15 protein-coding genes are annotated in these 17,231 nt (G+C 72.0%); 7 read left to right on the forward strand and 8 right to left on the reverse strand.

Features of this window, described 5'->3' with window-relative positions; translation table 11 throughout:
- Positions 1–20: 20 nt before the first annotated feature.
- Entirely contained in the window at positions 21–2,147 is a 2,127-nt protein-coding gene (locus tag ACZ4VT_RS26440; protein ID WP_467953261.1) for an ATP-dependent DNA helicase, read from the reverse strand.
- Positions 2,132–3,115 (reverse strand): aldo/keto reductase, encoded by a 984-nt coding sequence (locus ACZ4VT_RS26445; RefSeq protein ID WP_467953234.1) that lies wholly within the window; start codon positions 3,113–3,115, stop codon positions 2,132–2,134. Before ACZ4VT_RS26445 ends, ACZ4VT_RS26440 begins: the two co-directional genes overlap by 16 nt.
- 98 nt (positions 3,116–3,213) lie before the next feature.
- On the opposite strand from ACZ4VT_RS26445, the gene ACZ4VT_RS26450 reads away from it, so the two are divergent.
- Both ACZ4VT_RS26450 and ACZ4VT_RS26455 read left to right on the forward strand, forming a co-directional pair.
- Positions 3,214–4,263: an LLM class F420-dependent oxidoreductase gene (locus ACZ4VT_RS26450; RefSeq protein ID WP_467953236.1), complete on the forward strand. Its 1,050-nt coding sequence runs from the start codon at positions 3,214–3,216 to the stop codon at positions 4,261–4,263.
- 198 nt (positions 4,264–4,461) lie between these two features.
- Positions 4,462–5,250: a ferritin-like domain-containing protein gene (locus ACZ4VT_RS26455; RefSeq protein ID WP_467953238.1), complete on the forward strand. Its 789-nt coding sequence runs from the start codon at positions 4,462–4,464 to the stop codon at positions 5,248–5,250.
- A gap of 27 nt (positions 5,251–5,277) precedes the next feature.
- Here ACZ4VT_RS26455 and corA read toward each other — a convergent pair whose 3' ends face one another.
- Positions 5,278–6,261 (reverse strand): magnesium/cobalt transporter CorA, encoded by a 984-nt coding sequence (gene corA / locus ACZ4VT_RS26460; protein ID WP_467953239.1) that lies wholly within the window; start codon positions 6,259–6,261, stop codon positions 5,278–5,280.
- Positions 6,262–6,323: 62 nt separating this feature from the next.
- Between corA and ACZ4VT_RS26465 the strand changes: the two genes are divergently transcribed.
- The 4 genes from ACZ4VT_RS26465 to mshC all read left to right on the forward strand — a co-directional run bounded on the left by ACZ4VT_RS26465 (position 6,324) and on the right by mshC (position 9,859).
- Positions 6,324–7,043 carry a histidine phosphatase family protein gene (locus ACZ4VT_RS26465; RefSeq protein ID WP_362806454.1) on the forward strand — a complete coding sequence of 240 codons (720 nt, stop codon included), beginning with the start codon at positions 6,324–6,326 and terminating at the stop codon, positions 7,041–7,043.
- Positions 7,044–7,116: 73 nt separating this feature from the next.
- Positions 7,117–7,707 carry a DUF3090 domain-containing protein gene (locus ACZ4VT_RS26470; RefSeq protein WP_030720371.1) on the forward strand — a complete coding sequence of 197 codons (591 nt, stop codon included), beginning with the start codon at positions 7,117–7,119 and terminating at the stop codon, positions 7,705–7,707.
- Positions 7,671–8,519, forward strand: a complete 849-nt coding sequence (locus tag ACZ4VT_RS26475) for an SCO1664 family protein (protein WP_467953241.1) — start codon at positions 7,671–7,673, stop codon at positions 8,517–8,519. The genes ACZ4VT_RS26470 and ACZ4VT_RS26475 overlap by 37 nt, the downstream gene beginning before the upstream one ends.
- A gap of 110 nt (positions 8,520–8,629) precedes the next feature.
- Entirely contained in the window at positions 8,630–9,859 is a 1,230-nt protein-coding gene (gene mshC / locus ACZ4VT_RS26480; protein WP_467953242.1) for a cysteine--1-D-myo-inosityl 2-amino-2-deoxy-alpha-D-glucopyranoside ligase, read from the forward strand.
- A gap of 231 nt (positions 9,860–10,090) precedes the next feature.
- On the opposite strand, the gene ACZ4VT_RS26485 is transcribed toward mshC, so the two are convergent.
- The 5 genes from ACZ4VT_RS26485 to ACZ4VT_RS26505 form a co-directional block, all read right to left on the reverse strand.
- Complete coding sequence (locus tag ACZ4VT_RS26485) at positions 10,091–11,086, reverse strand: PAC2 family protein (protein WP_052876318.1); 996 nt, start codon at positions 11,084–11,086, stop codon at positions 10,091–10,093.
- 127 nt (positions 11,087–11,213) lie between these two features.
- The gene (locus ACZ4VT_RS26490; RefSeq protein ID WP_467953244.1) at positions 11,214–12,821 is read right to left on the reverse strand and encodes a glycerol-3-phosphate dehydrogenase/oxidase; all 1,608 of its coding nucleotides are present in this window, start codon (positions 12,819–12,821) and stop codon (positions 11,214–11,216) included.
- A 41-nt stretch (positions 12,822–12,862) separates the two neighbouring features.
- Positions 12,863–14,389, reverse strand: coding sequence for a glycerol kinase GlpK (gene glpK, locus ACZ4VT_RS26495; protein WP_467953245.1), 1,527 nt, complete (start codon positions 14,387–14,389; stop codon positions 12,863–12,865).
- A gap of 77 nt (positions 14,390–14,466) precedes the next feature.
- Positions 14,467–15,249 carry an MIP/aquaporin family protein gene (locus ACZ4VT_RS26500; protein WP_467953246.1) on the reverse strand — a complete coding sequence of 261 codons (783 nt, stop codon included), beginning with the start codon at positions 15,247–15,249 and terminating at the stop codon, positions 14,467–14,469.
- 314 nt (positions 15,250–15,563) lie between these two features.
- Positions 15,564–16,331 carry an IclR family transcriptional regulator gene (locus ACZ4VT_RS26505; RefSeq protein ID WP_467953247.1) on the reverse strand — a complete coding sequence of 256 codons (768 nt, stop codon included), beginning with the start codon at positions 16,329–16,331 and terminating at the stop codon, positions 15,564–15,566.
- A gap of 277 nt (positions 16,332–16,608) precedes the next feature.
- Between ACZ4VT_RS26505 and ACZ4VT_RS26510 the strand changes: the two genes are divergently transcribed.
- Positions 16,609–17,231 (forward strand): homocysteine S-methyltransferase family protein (locus ACZ4VT_RS26510; RefSeq protein WP_467953249.1); only part of this gene is annotated, 623 nt, incomplete at its 3' end.

Genomic DNA, 17,231 nt, shown 5'->3' on the forward strand with positions numbered 1-17,231 from the left:
GCGGGGGCCACGGCCGGGAGTCACTGCGCCTGCTCGCCCGCCGTCGCGAGCGCCTTCAGCAGGCCCGCCAGCCGTGTCGTACGCGGCTTCGGCAGCACCTCGGCCACCGCGTGCGGCAGCGCCTGGTCGACGCCGTGCACCACCGACAGGTGACGTTCGGCCCGCCCGAACGCCGTGTACACCCAGTCCCGCGACAGCGCCTGCGCCGCGTCACCCGGCAGTACGACGACCACCGCCGGCCAGCGCGTGCCGACGGCCTGATGCGCCGTCACCGCCCAGCCGTGCCGCACCTGCGACTCGACGAGCTCCTTCGGTACGACGATCCGTACGCCCGTCCGGTCCAGGTGCAGCCCCTCCGCGTCGGCCGACACCACCCGGGCCGCGAGCGCCCGCCCGGCGGACGGCACGTGGACCACCCGGTCGCCGGGGTCGAAGCCGCCGAACCGGCCGGGACCGGGGTTCAGCCGTTCCTTGAGGGCGGCGTTCAGCGCCCGCGTCCCCGCGGAGCCGCCGTGGCCCGGGGTGATCACCTGCACGCTGTCGGCCGGGATCCCGAAGGCCCGCGGCACCGACTCGGCCACCAGCTGCACGGCCCGGTGCACGGCCTCCCCGGCGTCCGTCACGGGGACGATGACGACCTCCTTGCCGGGGGCGTCGACCTGGTTCAGCTCGCCGATCCCGACCCCGGAGACGAGCTCGCCGAGGGGGCCCGGATCCGGGGTGCGGGAGACCACCTGGGGGCACGTACGGGCCGTCAGCACATCGGCGAACACCCGTCCGGCCCCGGCGGACCCGAGGACCCCGGGGTCCCCGGAGAGCACCAGCCGGGCCCCGTCCGGTACGGACTCCACCAGGGCGGCCGCGGTCTCCACGTCCAGCTGCGGCGCGTCCAGCACCACGAGGAGGTCCAGCGCGAACTGCCCGTCCGCGTCCCGCCCGGGCCCCTCCGCACCGGACAGCAGCCCCGCCACGGTCACCGAGTCCGGGCCGGCGGGCGAGTGCGTGGCCGGGCAGGCCCGCAGCCCCAGCTCCCGGGCCGCCGCGACCAGGGCGAACACCTCGGCACGTGCGGCCTCGCCGCCGGTGTGGGCGACCAGGCCGTGACCCGCGACCGTACGGATCAGTTCGGCGGCGGACGGGCCCGGCGCGGCCGCGGCGGCCTGCTCCCAGTCCGCCGTGCCGGCGAAGGTGCCGGCCAGCCGGGCCAGGCCGTCGGCCAGGCTCTCCTCGGCCATGGCGGCACCCTCCAGGCCCACGAGGAGCCGTACGGGCTGCTCCTCGCCCTCCTCGACCGGCGGCCCGAGGGGCTCGTGGAAGACCAGCACCGAGCCGTCCGCGATGGCCTGTTCCAGCGCTTCGGCCGGATCCGGTACGCCGTACTGGGCCAGGGCCTTCTCCAGCACCGGCGCCTCCAGCGCGGTGTGCCCCTTCAGCCCGGCCTGGGCCAGCAGCCAGCCCACCAGGACGGTGGTGCGGCGCTCGTCCCCGGGACCGGCCCCGGAGCCCAGCAGGGACCGGGCGAAGCCGTCCGCCTGGGTCGGGCGCACGGAGGCGACCGACAGCAGCCGCCAGGGGTTCCCGGCGAGCTGCTCGGCGGCTCCCTCGCCGAGGGCCGCCGCGGCGGGCCCGGCCAGGGCCTCGGGGGCGCCACCGCGGGCCAGGACGGCCCGTACGCCCTCGACGGCGTCGGCGGAGGGCGCCGCCGCGGTCACCGGTGCCGGGGCGGCCGGGCGCGGCTCGGCGGGTGCGGGGGCCGGCCTGCGGGGCGCGGCCGGGGCCTCGTCGAAGTACACGGCCGGGTTCTCCCCGCTCTCCACGGCCCGTACGGCGGCCAGCAGATCGGCGGCCTTCCCGCTGAGCTTGGCCCCGGCCTCGACGGGCGCCTCCCGCTCCGCCTTGCGCCGGGCGATCCGCTCCCGCTCGACCTTCTGCGCGGCCAACTCGGCCTGCGCCTCGCTGAGCTCGGGCGCCGCCGGGGCCTCGGCGGCCGGCTCGGCGGATTGCGCCGCGTCGGCTTCGGCTTCGGCTTCGCCCGACCCGGGTTCGTGCGCGCCTTCCGCCGCTGCGGACGGCTCGGCCTCCGGGGCGGCCGGGTCCTCCGCGGCAGCGGTATCGGCCTGAGGGTCCGTACTCACAGCGTGCTCCAGTCCTGATCGGGGTAGCGGTGCACCGGGGCCGAAACATCGTCCAGCGCCCGGCAGATCTCCTCGGGAAGACTAAGGGCCTCCACCGACAGTGCCGCCGCGAGCTGCGCCGACGTCCGTGCGCCCACGATCGGCGCGACCACCCCCGGCCGGTCCCGGACCCACGCCAGGGCCACCTCGAGCGGGGTCACGGCCAGCCCCCGGGCCGCCGTCGCCACCGCGTCCACGATCCGGCCCGCCGCCTCGTCGAGGTACGGGTCCACGAAGGCGGCCATGGAGTCCGAGGCACCCCGGGAGTCCGCCGGCACGCCGTCCCGGTACTTGCCCGTCAGCACCCCGCGCCCCAGCGGGGACGAGGGCAGCAGGCCGACCCCGAGGTCCAGCGCGGCCGGCAGCACCTCCCGTTCCACGCCGCGCTGCAGCAGCGAGTACTCCATCTGCGTCGAGGCGAGCCGGGTCCGCACCCCGGGCGCCGCGAGCTGCCAGGTCGCCGCCTTCGCCAGCTGCCAGCCGCAGTAGTTGGACACCCCTGCGTACCGGGCGCGGCCGCTGCTCACCGCCAGGTCCAGCGCCTGGAGGGTCTCCTCCAGCGGCGTCGCCGGATCGAAGGCGTGCACCTGCCAGAGGTCGACGTAGTCGGTGCCGAGCCGGTCCAGCGAGGCGTCCAGCGCGTCGAGCAGGTGCCCGCGCGAGCCGTCGAACCGCCGGTCCGGGTCCGGCACGCTGCCCGCCTTGGTGGCGATCACCAGGTCCCGGCGCGGTACGAGTCCGCCCACCAGCCGCCCGAGGAGGTACTCCGCCTCACCGCCCCCGTACACGTCGGCCGTGTCGACGAGCGTGCCGCCCGCCTCCCAGAAGGTCTTCACCTGCTCGGCGGCGGCTTCCTCGCCGGTGTCGCGGCCCCAGGTGAGGGTGCCGAGGCCGATCCGGGAAACGCGCAGTCCGGTGCGGCCGAGATGCCTCTGCTCCATGAGCGCTGAGACTACTGGGGCGCTGACGCGCAGCGCCCTGGCGCGCTACAGTCCCCGCACCAACGTTACTGATCGGTAAACCGGTAAGGGGACGACACATGCGGCTCGGCATCAATCTCGGTTACTGGGGTGCGGGCATGGACGCCGACAACCTCGCCGTCGCCCAGGAGGCCGACCGCCTGGGCTACGACGTCTGCTGGGCCGCCGAGGCCTACGGGTCCGACGCCCCGACCGTGCTCGCCTGGGTCGCCGCCCAGACCGAGCGCATCGACGTCGGCTCGGCGATCATGCAGATCCCGGCCCGGCAGCCCGCGATGACCGCCATGACGGCGGCCACCCTCGACTCGCTCACCAAGGGCCGCTTCCGGCTCGGCCTCGGCGTCTCCGGCCCGCAGGTCTCCGAGGGCTGGTACGGCGTCACGTTCGACAAGCCGCTCGCGCGGACCCGGGAGTACGTGGAGATCGTCCGCAAGGCCATGAGCCGCGAGCGCCTCACCTACGCGGGCGAGCACTGGACCCTGCCGCTGCCGGGCGGCCCGGGCAAGCCGATCAAGCTGACCGTGCACCCCGAGCGCGAGCACATCCCGCTGTACATCGCCGCCATCGGTCCGAAGAACCTGGAGCAGACCGGCGAGATCGCCGACGGCGCCCTGCTGATCTTCCCGGCCGCCGAGCACCTGGAGGCCACCGCGCTCACCCACATCCGGGCGGGCCGCGAGAAGGCCGGGCTGACCATGGACGGCTTCGACGTCTGCCCGACCGTGCCGCTGGCCCTCGGCGAGGACGTGACCGCGCTCGCGGACATGTTCCGCCCGTACACCGCCCTGTACGTCGGCGGCATGGGCAGCCGGAAGCAGAACTTCTACAACCAGCTGGCCCAGCGCATGGGCTACGAGAAGGAAGCCGCCGAGATCCAGGACAAGTACCTGGCGGGCGACAAGACCGGCGCGGCCGAGGCCGTCCCGCACTCGCTGATCGACTCGACCACGCTGCTCGGCCCCGTCGCCCGCATCGCGGACGGGATGCGGGCCTACGCGGAGGCCGGGGTCACCACCCTCACGCTGGCGCCGGCCGGATTCACCCTGGACGAGCGGATCGCCGCCCTGCGGGCCGGCACCGAGGCCATGGAGCTCGCCGGCCTCGCCTGACCTCGCGGCGTCGGAGAGGAGAAGTCTGCGGCCGTGGTGGGGGCTCGGGGGGTCTTCCCCGCCACGGCCGACACAGCCAACAACGCCCCGGACGCCCGCGGGGTTACGCGCGGCGGTCCATCCCCGCGTTTCGTTCATTCGGACGAGTAGTGCGACCTATCGGTTGCCGGTCCCCACGCCCGGCGTTTGACTCGGTTCATGCTCTCTGCCCGCAGCCTGTTCCAGGAGATCGTCGACAACGACGACACCTTCCAGCTGTTCTGCTCCATCGCCGCCAGCGGGGAGACCCAGGGCGGCTGGGAGAACGCCCGCATCGCGGCCCTGGTGCCCGACGCCATGCGCGACCTCGCGCCCAAGATCACCCGGCACGGCGCCGACGAGGACAAGCACGGCCGGATCTTCAACGCGCTGCTGCGCAAGCGCGGCCTCCCGCCGGTCCCCGTCCCGCCCGAGACCGACTACACGATGCTGCTGGAGCGCCGCGGCATCGGCCTCGCCCACGACAAGCTGCGCCGCGAGAAGGCGCTGGGCGAGGAGGACATCGTCGTCTATCTCGCCCACAGCCGCGTCACGGAACAGCGCGCCGCCGACCAGATGGACATGCTCGTCAGGTACTTCGGCGACCACCCCGAGGTCGGCAAGGCCATCCACATGATCAGCAACGACGAGGCCAACCACCTCGCCTACTGCCACGAGGAACTGCTGCGCCTCGCCCGCGCGGGGCACGGCCGTACCATCCAGCGGGTGCTCCGCGAGAGCGCGCTCGTGGAGATCGGCGTCTACCGGGACGTCAGCCTCGCCGTCATGGACCACATGGGACGGCTGCTGCACTGGTCCGCCCCGAAGGCGGCCGTGCTCGCCGCCGGCATCCGCGCCACGTACGCGTACGAGCGGTTCAGCGGCTGGCACCGGATGGTCAGCCTGCGGATGCCCCAGCGCCGCGACGCACTGGGCGGCGCACCGGTCACCGCCCCCGAGTTCGCCTAGCGCTGCCGTGCGCCACGCCGCCCCCGGCTACAGCCAGCCCCGGCGCTTGAACATGCGGTGCAGGCCCAGACAGACGCCCACCATGACCGCCACCACCACCGGATAGCCCCAGACCTGCTTGAGCTCCGGCATGTGCTCGAAGTTCATCCCGTAGATCCCGGCCACCATCGTGGGGACGGCCGCCATCGCCGCCCAGGCCGAGATCTTGCGCACGTCGTCGTTCTGGCGCACCCCCATCTGGGCCAGATGCGCGGCCAGCGCGTCCGACAGCAGCCGGTCGAGCCCGTCGATGTACTCGCTCGCCTTGGTCAGGTGGTCGGCGACGTCGCGGAAGAAGGGCTGGGCGTGCTCGTGGACGAAGGGGACCTCGCCGAAGGCGAGCCGCTCCATCGGCTGGAGCAGCGGGTTCGTCGCCCGCCGGAACTCCAGCACCTGCCGCTTGAAGCCGTAGATCCGGGCGGCGGTGTTCTTCGAGTCCGAGGGGTTCGGGGAGAAGACCTCGGCCTCCAGCTCCTCCAGATCCGCCTGGAGCTCGGCCGCCACCTCGATGTAGTGGTCCACCACCGCGTCGGACACCGCGTACAGCACGGCCGTCGGACCGTGTTTGAGGACCTCCGGCTCGTGCTCCAGCCGACGGCGCACGGCGGCCAGCGCGGCGCCCTCGCCGTGCCGGACCGTGACCACGAAGGAGTCGCCGATGAACAGCATCAACTCGCCCGTGGTCACCGTGTCGGACGCCTCGTCGTACATCACCGGCTTGAGGACGACGAACAGCGAGTCGTCGTACACCTCCAGCTTCGGGCGCTGGTGCGCGGTCAGCGCGTCCTCCACCGCCAGCTTGTGCAGGCCGAACTCGCGGCTGACGTGCTCGAACTCCTGCTCCGTCGGCTCGTACACGCCGATCCACAGGAAGGCGTCCCCGCTCGCCCGCGCCGCGTCGAGTGCGTCCGAGAGGTCCTCGGGTCCCTCGGTGCGGCAGCCGTTCTGATAGATCGCGCAGTCCACAATCACGCGGGCATTGTCCCTCGACCACCGCCGGCCCGCACTACGGCCCCACCACATAGGCTGCCCCCATGGCCACGCTGATCCTCGTACGACACGGGCGGTCCACCGCCAACACCGCAGGGCTGCTCGCCGGATGGACCCCGGGAGTCGGCCTCGACGAGCGCGGCGCCGAGCAGGCCGCCGCGCTTCCCGGACGGCTGGCGGGCGTGCCGCTCGCCGCGGTCGTCACCAGCCCGCTGCAACGCTGCCGGGAGACCCTCGCACCCCTGCTGGCCGCAAGGCCCGAGCTGGAAGTGCACACCGACGAGCGGATCGGCGAGTGCCACTACGGCGACTGGTCCGGCCGCAAGCTCTCCGAGCTCGCCGACGAACCGCTGATGAAGATCGTCCAGCAGCACCCCTCGGCCGCCGCCTTCCCCGGCGGCGAGTCCATGCGCGCCATGCAGGCGCGCGCCGTGGACGCCGTACGGGAGTGGAACGCGCGGGTCGAGGACGAGCACGGGAGCGACGCCGTCTTCCTGATGTGCTCCCACGGCGACATCATCAAGTCCCTTGTCGCGGACGCCCTCGGGATGCACCTGGACCTCTTCCAGCGCATCCACGTCGACCCCTGCTCGGTGACCGCCGTCCGGTACACGCCGACCCGGCCGTTCGTGTTCCGGCTGGGCGACACGGGGGACTTCGGCCCGCTCGTGAAGCGTCCGGCCGCACCGGAAGCGGTCGCTTCGGACAAAGACGCCGAAGACACGGGGAACGCGGTCGTGGGAGGCGGCGCGGGCGCGGCGTGATCGGACGGCGCAGTAGGGTGGACGGGCCACAGGGCGCAGACCTGCCCCTGCCGCTGAGACTTGGAGACTGGACGTGCCCCGTCAGGTGTTCCTCTACGACCCCCCGGACCGCTTCGTGGCCGGCACGGTCGGTCTGCCGGGACGCCGTACGTTCTTCCTGCAGGCCTCCTCCGGCCCCCGCGTCACCAGCGTCTCCCTGGAGAAGACACAGGTCGCGGCGCTCGCCGAGCGGATGGACGAGCTGCTGGACGAGGTCGTGCGGCGCACCGGCGGCAACGCCCCGGTGCCGGCCGTCGCCCCCGCCGAGGCCGCCGACACCGCACCCCTCGACGTTCCCGTCGAGGAGGAGTTCCGCGTCGGCACCATGGCCCTGGCCTGGGACGGCGAGGAGCAGCGGATGATCGTCGAGGCCCAGGCCCTGGTGGAACTCGACGCCGACTCCGACGAGGACCTCGCCGAGGCGGAGGAGCGGCTGCTCCAGGACGAGGAGAACGGGCCGCCCATGCTGCGGGTCCGCCTCACCGGCGCCCAGGCCCGGGCGTTCGCCAAACGGGCCCTGGACGTGGTCAACGCCGGCCGCCCGCCGTGCCCGCTGTGCAGTCTGCCGCTGGACCCGGAGGGGCACGTGTGCCCGCGCCAGAACGGCTACCGGCGCCAGGCGTGACCGACACGGGGGAGATCGAGGAACTGCTCGCCAAGGGCGAGCTGACCGTCATCGGCCGGATCCGCGAGGCGTCCAACGCCGTCCTGCTGTGCACCGTCACGCACGAGGGCGCCAGCGCCGACTGCGTGTACAAGCCCGTCAAGGGCGAGCGGCCGCTCTGGGACTTCCCCGACGGAAGCCTCGCCCAGCGCGAGGTCGCCGCCTACCTGGTCTCCGAAGCCACCGGATGGGGCCTGGTGCCCGCCACCGTGCTGCGCGACGGACCGTACGGCGAGGGCATGGTCCAGCGGTGGATCGAATCCACGGAACCGGAAGGGGAATCCGCGACCGGCGGGCTCCTCGCGCTCGTCGACGGCGAGGAGGCGGGGGAGGGCTGGAAGCCCGTCGCCCTGGCCGAGGTCGGGGAGGGCCGCACCGCGCTCCTCGTCCACGCCGACGACCCGCGGCTGCGCCGGCTCTCCGTACTCGACGCCGTGATCAACAACGGCGACCGCAAGGGCGGCCACCTGCTGCCCGCACCCGACGGCCGCCTCTACGGCATCGACCACGGCGTGACCTTCCACGCCGAGGACAAACTGCGCACCCTGCTGTGGGGCTGGGCGGGGGAGCCGCTGACCGACGAGGCGCGCGAGGTGCTGACCGGGCTGGCCGCCGAGCTGGCCGAGGGAGCCCCGCTCGCCACCCGCCTGGCCGAACTGATCACCGACGTCGAGCTGGCCGCCGTACGGGCCCGGGTGGCGCACCTGCTGCGCACCGGAACCCACCCGCAGCCGTCCGGACAGTGGCCGTCGATCCCCTGGCCACCGGTCTGAACCGGCCGTCCGCCGTACGCACAGATTCGGCCAGACCGCAAGAGTGTCGATCAAGACAACAGTGCAGGTCCGGTTCGTTTCCGGAACATGCGTCCGGTTAGGCTCGAGACATGCATGCCTGGCCCGCTTCTGAGGTCCCCGCCCTTCCTGGCAAGGGCCGCGACCTCCAGATCCACGACACCGCGACCCAGGGGACGATCACCCTCGCCCCCGGTCCCGTCGCCCGTATCTACGTCTGCGGCATCACCCCGTACGACGCGACCCACATCGGTCACGCGGCGACCTACAACGCGTTCGACCTCGTGCAGCGCGTGTGGCTCGACACCAAGCGGCAGGTCCACTACGTCCAGAACGTCACCGACGTCGACGACCCGCTCCTGGAGCGGGCGCTGCGCGACGGCCACGACTGGACCGAGCTGGCCGAGCGCGAGACCGCGCTCTTCCGCGAGGACATGACCGCCCTGCGGATGCTGCCGCCGCAGCACTACATCGGAGCCGTCGAGGCCATACCCGGCATCGTGCCGCTGGTCGAGCGGCTGCGGGACGCGGGCGCGGCGTACGAGCTCGACGGGGACGTCTACTTCTCGGTCGAGTCCGACACGCACTTCGGCGGGGTCTCGAACCTCGACGTCGAGGCGATGCGGCTGCTCTCGGCGGAGCGGGGCGGCGACCCCGACCGGCCCGGGAAGAAGAACCCGCTGGACCCGATGCTGTGGATGGCCGCGCGTCCGGGCGAGCCGAGCTGGGACGGCGGCTCGCTGGGCCGCGGCCGGCCGGGCTGGCACATCGAGTGCGTCGCCATCGCCCTGGACCACCTGGGCATGGGCTTCGACATCCAGGGCGGCGGCTCCGACCTGGCCTTCCCGCACCACGAGATGGGCGCCTCGCACGCCCAGGTGCTGACGGGCGAGTTCCCGATGGCCAAGGCGTACGTGCACGCGGGCATGGTCGCCCTGCACGGCCAGAAGATGTCGAAGTCGAAGGGCAACCTCGTCTTCGTCTCCGCCCTGCGGCGCGCCGGGGTGGACCCGGCGGCCATCCGCCTCGCACTGCTGTCGCACCACTACCGGGCCGACTGGGAGTGGACCGACGACGTCCTCGCCGAGGCGGTGGCCCGGCTGGAGCGCTGGCGCGCGGCCGTGTCCCGGCCGGACGGGCTGCCGGCGGACGCGCTGGTCGAGGAGGTCCGCGAGGCCCTGGCGAACGACCTCGACGCCCCCGCGGCGCTCGCCGCGGTGGACCGCTGGGCCGACGCCCAGAACGCCTCCGACGGCGACGACGAGTCGGCCCCCGGCCTGGTCTCCCGCACGGTGGACGCCCTGCTGGGCGTGGCCCTCTAGCCTGCGCAGTCCTGCCGATGCCCCCTGGCCACCCGGCCCGGGGGCATCGCGCTTTCCGTGGGCACCGGGCGCTGCCCGGACCCGGTCCTCAAACCGGACGGGCTGCAAGTTCGGCCTCGTCCGCGTTTGTGGCGCGGGGGCCGGGGCGGAAGCCCGGGAGACGGCGAGAGGGCGGGATGGGGACGGCACCGCGCAGCGGCGCCCCCCCACCCCCCACCCGCCCGCCTGCGGCTACGCGCCCGGGGTGTCGTCCTCGCCGGGGGACGGGGCGGTCGGCGGTTCCGGATCCTCCCCGGAGGGGTCCGGCTTGCGTTTCGGGGGGCGGGGGAGGCCCCCCGAGGTGTCGCGGAGGTACGAGCCGTCGCCCGGCTCGGCCGAGGGGGCCGCAGGGTCGCGCCGGCGCAGGTACCGCTCGAACTCCCGGGCGATCGCGTCGCCCGAGGCCTCCGGCAGGTCCGCCGTGTCCCGCGCCTCCTCCAGCGTCTGGACGTACTCCGCCACCTCGCTGTCCTCCGCGGCCAGTTGGTCCACGCCCAGCTGCCACGCCCGCGCGTCCTCCGGCAGTTCGCCCAGCGGGATCCGGATGTCGATCAGGTCCTCCAGCCGGTTCAGCAGCGCCAGCGTCGCCTTCGGGTTCGGCGGCTGCGACACGTAGTGCGGCACCGCCGCCCACAGCGACACCGCCGGCACACCCGCGTGCGTACAGGCCTCCTGCAGGATGCCCACGATGCCCGTCGGGCCCTCGTACTTCGTCTCCTCCAGGTCCATCGTCCGCGCCAGGTCCGCGTCCGAGGTGACCCCGCTCACCGGCACCGGCCGGGTGTGCGGCGTGTCCCCGAGCAGCGCCCCCAGGATGACCACCATCTCCACGCCCAGCTCGTGGGCGAAGCCCAGGATCTCGTTGCAGAACGACCGCCACCGCATGGACGGTTCGATCCCCCGGACCAGCACCAGGTCGCGCGGCTTCGCCCCGCCGATCCGGACCACCGACAGCCGAGTCGTCGGCCACGTGATCTTCCGTACCCCGTTGTCCAGCCACACCGTCGGCCGGTTGACCTGGAAGTCGTAGTAGTCCTCGGCGTCCAGAGCCGCGAAGACCTCGCCCTTCCACTCCCGGTCCAGGTGTGCGACCGCACCGGAGGCCGCGTCACCCGCGTCGTTCCAGCCCTCGAACGCGGCCACCATGACCGGGTCGATCAGCTCGGGCACGCCCTCAAGCTCGATCACCCAGGTCTCCTTCCGAAGTTCCCTTGCGTACGTGGGTCAGCCTAAGCCTTGATGAGGCACCGGCCACAGCCCACGACAGAGGGGCGGTTCCCCTCGGAACCGCCCCTCTTCCCCACCTGCGTGAGAGCTATGCCTTGTGGCCCAGCATCTCCTCGACGCGGGCCCGAACGGCCTCGTCGTCCAGGCCGCGGATCGTCACCGTCGTACGGCGGCGCAGCACGTCGTCGACCGTCTCGGCCCACTCGTTGTCACGGGCGTAGGCGACCTGCGCCCAGATCTCCGGACCGTCCGGGTGGATGCGCTCGGCCAGCGCCGGGTCCTCGTTCGCGAGGCGCGCGATGTCGAAGGCCAGCGAGCCGTAGTGCGAGGCCAGGTGGCGGGCGGTGAGCGGGTCCATCCGGGTGCCCGGCTCACGGTCCACCAGCAGCCGGTGCGCGACCGCGTTCGGGTTGGCGACACCGGGCAGCGCGATCCGGCGCACCAGCGACTTCACCGGCTCCATGTCCTCGGTCAGCGGGCTGCCCGGGAGCTTCGACAGCTTGTCCATGACCACGCGGCCGATGTGGCGGTACGTCGTCCACTTGCCGCCGGCCACCGACAGCATGCCGCCGGCGCCCTCGGAGACGACCGTCTCACGCTTGGCCTTCTCCACGCCGCCGGGACCGCCGGGCAGCACCCGCAGGCCCGCGAAGGCGTACGTCATCAGCGAGCGGTCGAGGTCCGCGTCCTTCACCGAGAAGGCCGCCTCGTCCAGGATCTGCGCGATGTCGGACTCGGTGGCGCGCACGTCCGCCGGGTCGCCCTCGTACACCTCGTCGGTGGTGCCGAGCAGCAGCTGGTCCTCCCAGGGGAGGGCGAAGGTGATGCGGTACTTGTCGATCGGGGTGGCCATGGCGGCCTTCCACGGCGACTTCCGCTTCATGACGATGTGAGCGCCCTTGGAGAGGCGGATCGACGGCATCGAGTGCTTGTCTTCCATGCGCCGCAGGTGGTCCACCCACGGGCCGGTGGCGTTGAGCACGACGCGCGCGTCGACCCCGAACTCGGTGCCGTCGAGACGGTCCTTCAGCTCGGCGCCGGTGACCCGGCCCCGCGTCTTGCGGAGCCCGGTGACCTCGGCGTGGTTCAGGACGACCGCGCCCGACTCGACGGCCGCGCGGACCGTCATGACGGCGACGCGGGAGTCGTTCATCTGGTGGTCGTAGTAGACCGCGACGGCCTTGAGGTTGTCCGTCTTCAGACCCGGGTTGTCGGCGGCGGCACGGGCCGGCGATATGACCTTGCCCATGCCGTCTCCGAAGGCCGAGAGGGCGGAGTAGGCGAAGACGCCCGCGCCCAGCTTGGCCGCACCGACCGGTCCGCCCTTGTAGACCGGCAGGTAGAAGGTGAGCGGGTTGACCAGGTGCGGGGCCACGTCCTTGGCCAGCACCCGCCGCTCGTGGTGGTTCTCCGCGACCAGCTTGACCGCGCCGGTCTGCAGGTAGCGCAGACCGCCGTGGACCAGCTTCGAGGAGGCCGAGGAGGTGGCGCCGGCGAAGTCGCCGGCGTCCACCATGGCAACCCGCAGACCCGACTGCGCGGCGTGCCAGGCCACCGAGGTGCCCAGGATTCCACCGCCGATGACCAGCAGGTCGTACGTGGCCTTCGCCAGCTGCTCACGGGTCTCGGCGCGGCTCGGGTTCGAGCCGGCGGTCGGGTGCGTGCCCAGTGCGGTCACGCTCTGCGGGATGCTCATATCTCTCTTAGCTCCTCGTCGATTGACTCAGCTGAGTGCGGTCAGCTGGCGTCTTCGTCGTCGACCCAGCCCATGGAACGCTCCACGGCCTTGAGCCAGCTCTTGTACTCGCGGTCCCGCTGCTCGGCGGGCATCCGCGGGGTCCACTCCGCCGCGCGGCGCCAGTTGGCGCGCAGGGCGTCGGTGTCGGGCCAGAAGCCGACGGCCAGGCCGGCGGCGTAGGCGGCGCCGAGGCAGGTGGTCTCGGCGACCATCGGGCGCACCACGGGGGCGTCCAGGAAGTCCGAGAGCGTCTGCATCAGCAGATTGTTGGAGGTCATGCCGCCGTCGACCTTGAGGGCCGCGAGCTCGACGCCCGAGTCCTTGGTCATGGCGTCGGTGATCTCGCGGGTCTGCCAGGCGGTGGCCTCCAGGACGGCACGGGCGATGTGCGCCTTGGTGACGTACCGGGTCAGGCCGGCGATCACACCGCGGGCGTCGGAGCGCCAGTACGGGGCGAACAGACCGGAGAAGGCCGGCACGAAGTAGGCGCCGCCGTTGTCCTCGACCGAGGAGGCCAGGGTCTCGATCTCGGCCGCGGACTTGATCAGGCCCATCTGGTCGCGCATCCACTGGACGAGCGAGCCGGTGACGGCGATGGAGCCCTCCAGCGCGTAGACCGGCTTCTGGTCGCCGATCTGGTAGCCGACCGTGGTCAGCAGGCCGCTGTAGGAGTTGATGATCTTGTCGCCGGTGTTCATCAGCATGAACGTTCCGGTGCCGTACGTGGACTTGGCCTCCCCCTCGGCGAAGCAGGTCTGGCCGAAGAGGGCGGCCTGCTGGTCACCGAGCGCCGAGGCGACCGGGATACCGGCGAGGACGCCGTCCTTGACGTGGCCGTAGACCTCGGCGGAGGACTTGATCTCGGGGAGGACGTTGAGCGGGACGCCCATCGACTCCGCGATCTTCTCGTCCCACGCCAGGGTGTGCAGGTTCATCAGCATGGTGCGCGAGGCGTTGGTGACGTCGGTGACGTGCACGCCGCCCTGGGCGCCACCCGTGAGGTTCCAGATGACCCACGAGTCCATGGTGCCGAAGAGGATGTCGCCGGCCTCGGCGCGCTCGCGCAGGCCCTCGACGTTGTCGAGCAGCCAGCGGACCTTGGGGCCGGCGAAGTAGCTCGCCAGCGGCAGGCCGGTCTCGCGGCGGAAGCGGTCCTGGCCGACGTTGCGGCCGAGCTCCTTGCACAGGGTGTCGGTGCGGGTGTCCTGCCAGACCAGCGCGTTGTGCACCGGCTCGCCGGTGTGGCGGTCCCACAGGAGGGTGGTCTCGCGCTGGTTGGTGATGCCGACGGCCTTGACGTCGGCGGCCGTGATCTCGGCCTTGGCGATGGCGCCGGCGACGACCTCCTGGACGTTGGTCCAGATCTCGGCGGCGTCGTGCTCGACCCAGCCCGGCTTCGGGAAGATCTGCTCGTGCTCCTTCTGGTCGACGGCGACGATGCGGCCGTCACGGTCGAAGACGATGCAGCGGGAGGAGGTGGTGCCCTGGTCGATCGCGGCGATGAAGGGGCCGGTGCTGCTGGTCATGTGGCTGCTCCTGGCAGGTCTGTGAGTAGGCGGAATCAGGATGCGGTGCGGATCTTACGAACGCGGGCCGAAACTGATCAGGCGAACGCGATGTTGTACAGACCACCGGCGATGGCGGCACCGACGAGCGGGCCGACGACCGGGATCCAGGAGTACCCCCAGTCGGAGCCGCCCTTGTTGGGCAGCGGGAGCAGGGCGTGCACGATGCGCGGACCGAGGTCGCGGACCGGGTTGATGGCGTAGCCGGTCGGACCGCCGAGCGAGAGGCCGATGCCGACGACGACGAAGGAGGTGATGAGGACACCGATGACACCGAGGCCCTTGCCGTCGTCCTGCAGGCCCTGGGTGAGGATCGCCAGGACGAGGACGAACGTACCGATGATCTCGGTGGCGAGGTTCTGGACGACGTTGCGGATCTCGGGGCCGGTGGAGAAGATCCCGAGCACGGGGCCCGCCTGGTCGTGCGGGTGCGGGTCCTCCGGGCCGAGCTTGGCGTCACGGATGTTCTCCGGGTCCGCCAGGTGCACCCGGAACTGGCCGTAGTAGGTGATCCACATCAGGACCGCGCCGAGCATCGCGCCCAGCAGTTCGCCCGCGAAGTAGACCGGCACGTCGCTCCACTCGCCGGTCTTGACGGCGAGGCCGACGGTGACCGCCGGGTTGAGGTGCGCGCCGGAGAGCGGGGCGGCCACGTAGGCGGCTATCAGTACGGCGAAACCCCAGCCGAAGGTGATCGCGAGCCAGCCCGCGTTGCGGGCCTTGGAGCTCTTGAGCGTCAGTGCGGCGCAGACGCCACCGCCGAGCAGTGTGAGCAGGGCGGTACCGATGGTCTCGCCGATGAAGATGTCGGAGCTGGACACCCGCGACTCCTTACGTACGTCCAGGGGTGGGCGGAAACCGGGTCCCTCCGGTGGTTCCGCGCACTCGGTGAGTGCTGCACCGGTCCTTGGCCTTGTCGCATCCTAGCGCGTATTGCCGTTAGGTGTTCGACAATGCCGACCGGTGAACGGCAGTTTTCCGCCCAAGTGAAGAATGCGTCAAGAGCTCGCCAGGCCAAGGTGTCGGATCGTTACCACTAGGTACGATCGCCCAAATCCAGCCATCCTGCGGTCGGGATATGGCGAAAAGTAGGCAGAAAGCAGCCAGATGGCCGCTCCGGCGTGCTAAAGCAAGGTCAGAACCGGCCCGCGCCGAGGTCGCGTGAAACCGATCGGGCACAGTCCCGCACGGACGCCACGAGGGCCGCGTGGGGCTCACCGGACGCCCCGCAGACCCGCTCCACGGCACCCGCCACCGCCACCGCGCCGACCGGCATCCGGCGCCGGTCGTGGATCGGCGCCGCCACCGAGGCGATGCCCTCCCAGGTCTCCTCGATGTCGGCGGCCCAGCCGCGTGCCCGGGTCAGGTCCAGGACCTCCTCGAAACCCGCGGCGTCCGTGACCGTACGGGGGGTGAACGCCTCGCGCTCCACCTCCAGCGCCTGGGTGTGCGCGACAGGGTCGTACGCGGAGAGCACCTTCCCCAGCGCGGTCGAGTGCAGCGGCTGCATGGCCCCGACCTCCAGTACCTGGCGGCTGTCGTCGGGCCGGAAGACGTGGTGCATGATCAGCACCCCGCTCTTGTGCAGCACGCCCACGTACGTGCTCTCGCCGCTCGCCCGGGCCAGGTCGTCCGTCCACACGAGGGCGCGGGCGCGCAGCTCGTGCACGTCCAGGTAGCTGTTGCCCAGGCGCAGCAGCTCCGCGCCGAGCTGGTAGCGGCCGGACGCCGGGTCCTGCTCCACGAAGCCCTCGGCCTGCAGGGTGCGCAGGATGCCGTGGGCCGTCCCCTTGGCCAGGCCCAGCGAGGAGGCCACGTCGGAGAGCCCCAGCCGGCGCTCGCCGCCCGCCAGGAGTCGCAGCATCGCAGCGGCTCGTTCGAGCGACTGGATGTTCCGTGCCATCGCGCAGCCTCCTGCTGACCTTGCTGTCATTACTGACCATCTTGATGCGGTTCGACAATGCTGAACAGTATCGGCCGATGCCGACCTCGCGCAGCGAGGGGGAAACTGTTCGCCGTACCGTCGCCGGGACACCCTTGGCAATCCCTGCCACAGAATGCAGTCCGCCACGTGGGACACCCGCACCGGGGCCGGTGCCTCGCGGTTACGCTGACGACGTGCACCCTTGACACAGAGGGGGTGCAAAGCCGACAGCCGTCGCATTCCAGGGAGCACAACCATGGCTTCGTTGCCCAACCCGTCCGCTGACACCCAGACCCGGGCCGATGCCCTCCGAGAGGCGCTCGCGGCCCGTGTGGTCGTCGCCGACGGAGCCATGGGAACAATGCTCCAGGCGCAGGACCCCACGATGGAGGACTTCCAGCAGCTGGAGGGCTGCAACGAGGTCCTGAACGTCACCCGTCCCGACATCGTGCGTTCGGTCCATGAGGCGTACTTCTCGGTGGGTGTGGACTGCGTGGAGACGAACACCTTCGGTACGAACTATGCGGCGCTGGCGGAGTACGACATCGCGGAGCGCAACTTCGAGCTGTCGGAGGCGGGTGCGCGGATCGCCCGGGAGGTCGCGGACGAGTTCACGGCGTCGACGGGGCAGCAGCGCTGGGTGCTGGGGTCGATGGGGCCGGGGACGAAGCTGCCGACGCTGGGGCACATCTCCTACGGGCAGATCCGTGACGCCTACCAGATCAACGCGGAGGGCCTGATCACCGGCGGCGCCGACGCGCTGCTGGTGGAAACCACCCAGGACCTCCTGCAGACGAAGTCCTCGATCATCGGTGCCCGGCGGGCGATGGAGGCCCTCGGTGTCACGGTTCCGCTGATCTGCTCCGTCACCGTCGAGAC

The organism is Streptomyces sp. NPDC029164 (genome assembly GCF_055563995.1).

Bases quoted from the DNA above. Each gene is read 5' to 3' on its own strand.
- ACZ4VT_RS26445 (WP_467953234.1), bottom strand. From the start codon at position 3,115: ATGGAGCAGAGGCATCTCGGCCGCACCGGACTGCGCGTTTCCCGGATC.
- ACZ4VT_RS26450 (WP_467953236.1), top strand. From the start codon at position 3,214: ATGCGGCTCGGCATCAATCTCGGTTACTGGGGTGCGGGCATGGACGCC.
- ACZ4VT_RS26455 (WP_467953238.1), top strand. From the start codon at position 4,462: ATGCTCTCTGCCCGCAGCCTGTTCCAGGAGATCGTCGACAACGACGAC.
- ACZ4VT_RS26465 (WP_362806454.1), top strand. From the start codon at position 6,324: ATGGCCACGCTGATCCTCGTACGACACGGGCGGTCCACCGCCAACACC.
- mshC (WP_467953242.1), top strand. From the start codon at position 8,630: ATGCATGCCTGGCCCGCTTCTGAGGTCCCCGCCCTTCCTGGCAAGGGC.
- ACZ4VT_RS26490 (WP_467953244.1), bottom strand. From the start codon at position 12,821: ATGAGCATCCCGCAGAGCGTGACCGCACTGGGCACGCACCCGACCGCC.
- glpK (WP_467953245.1), bottom strand. From the start codon at position 14,389: ATGACCAGCAGCACCGGCCCCTTCATCGCCGCGATCGACCAGGGCACC.
- ACZ4VT_RS26505 (WP_467953247.1), bottom strand. From the start codon at position 16,331: ATGGCACGGAACATCCAGTCGCTCGAACGAGCCGCTGCGATGCTGCGA.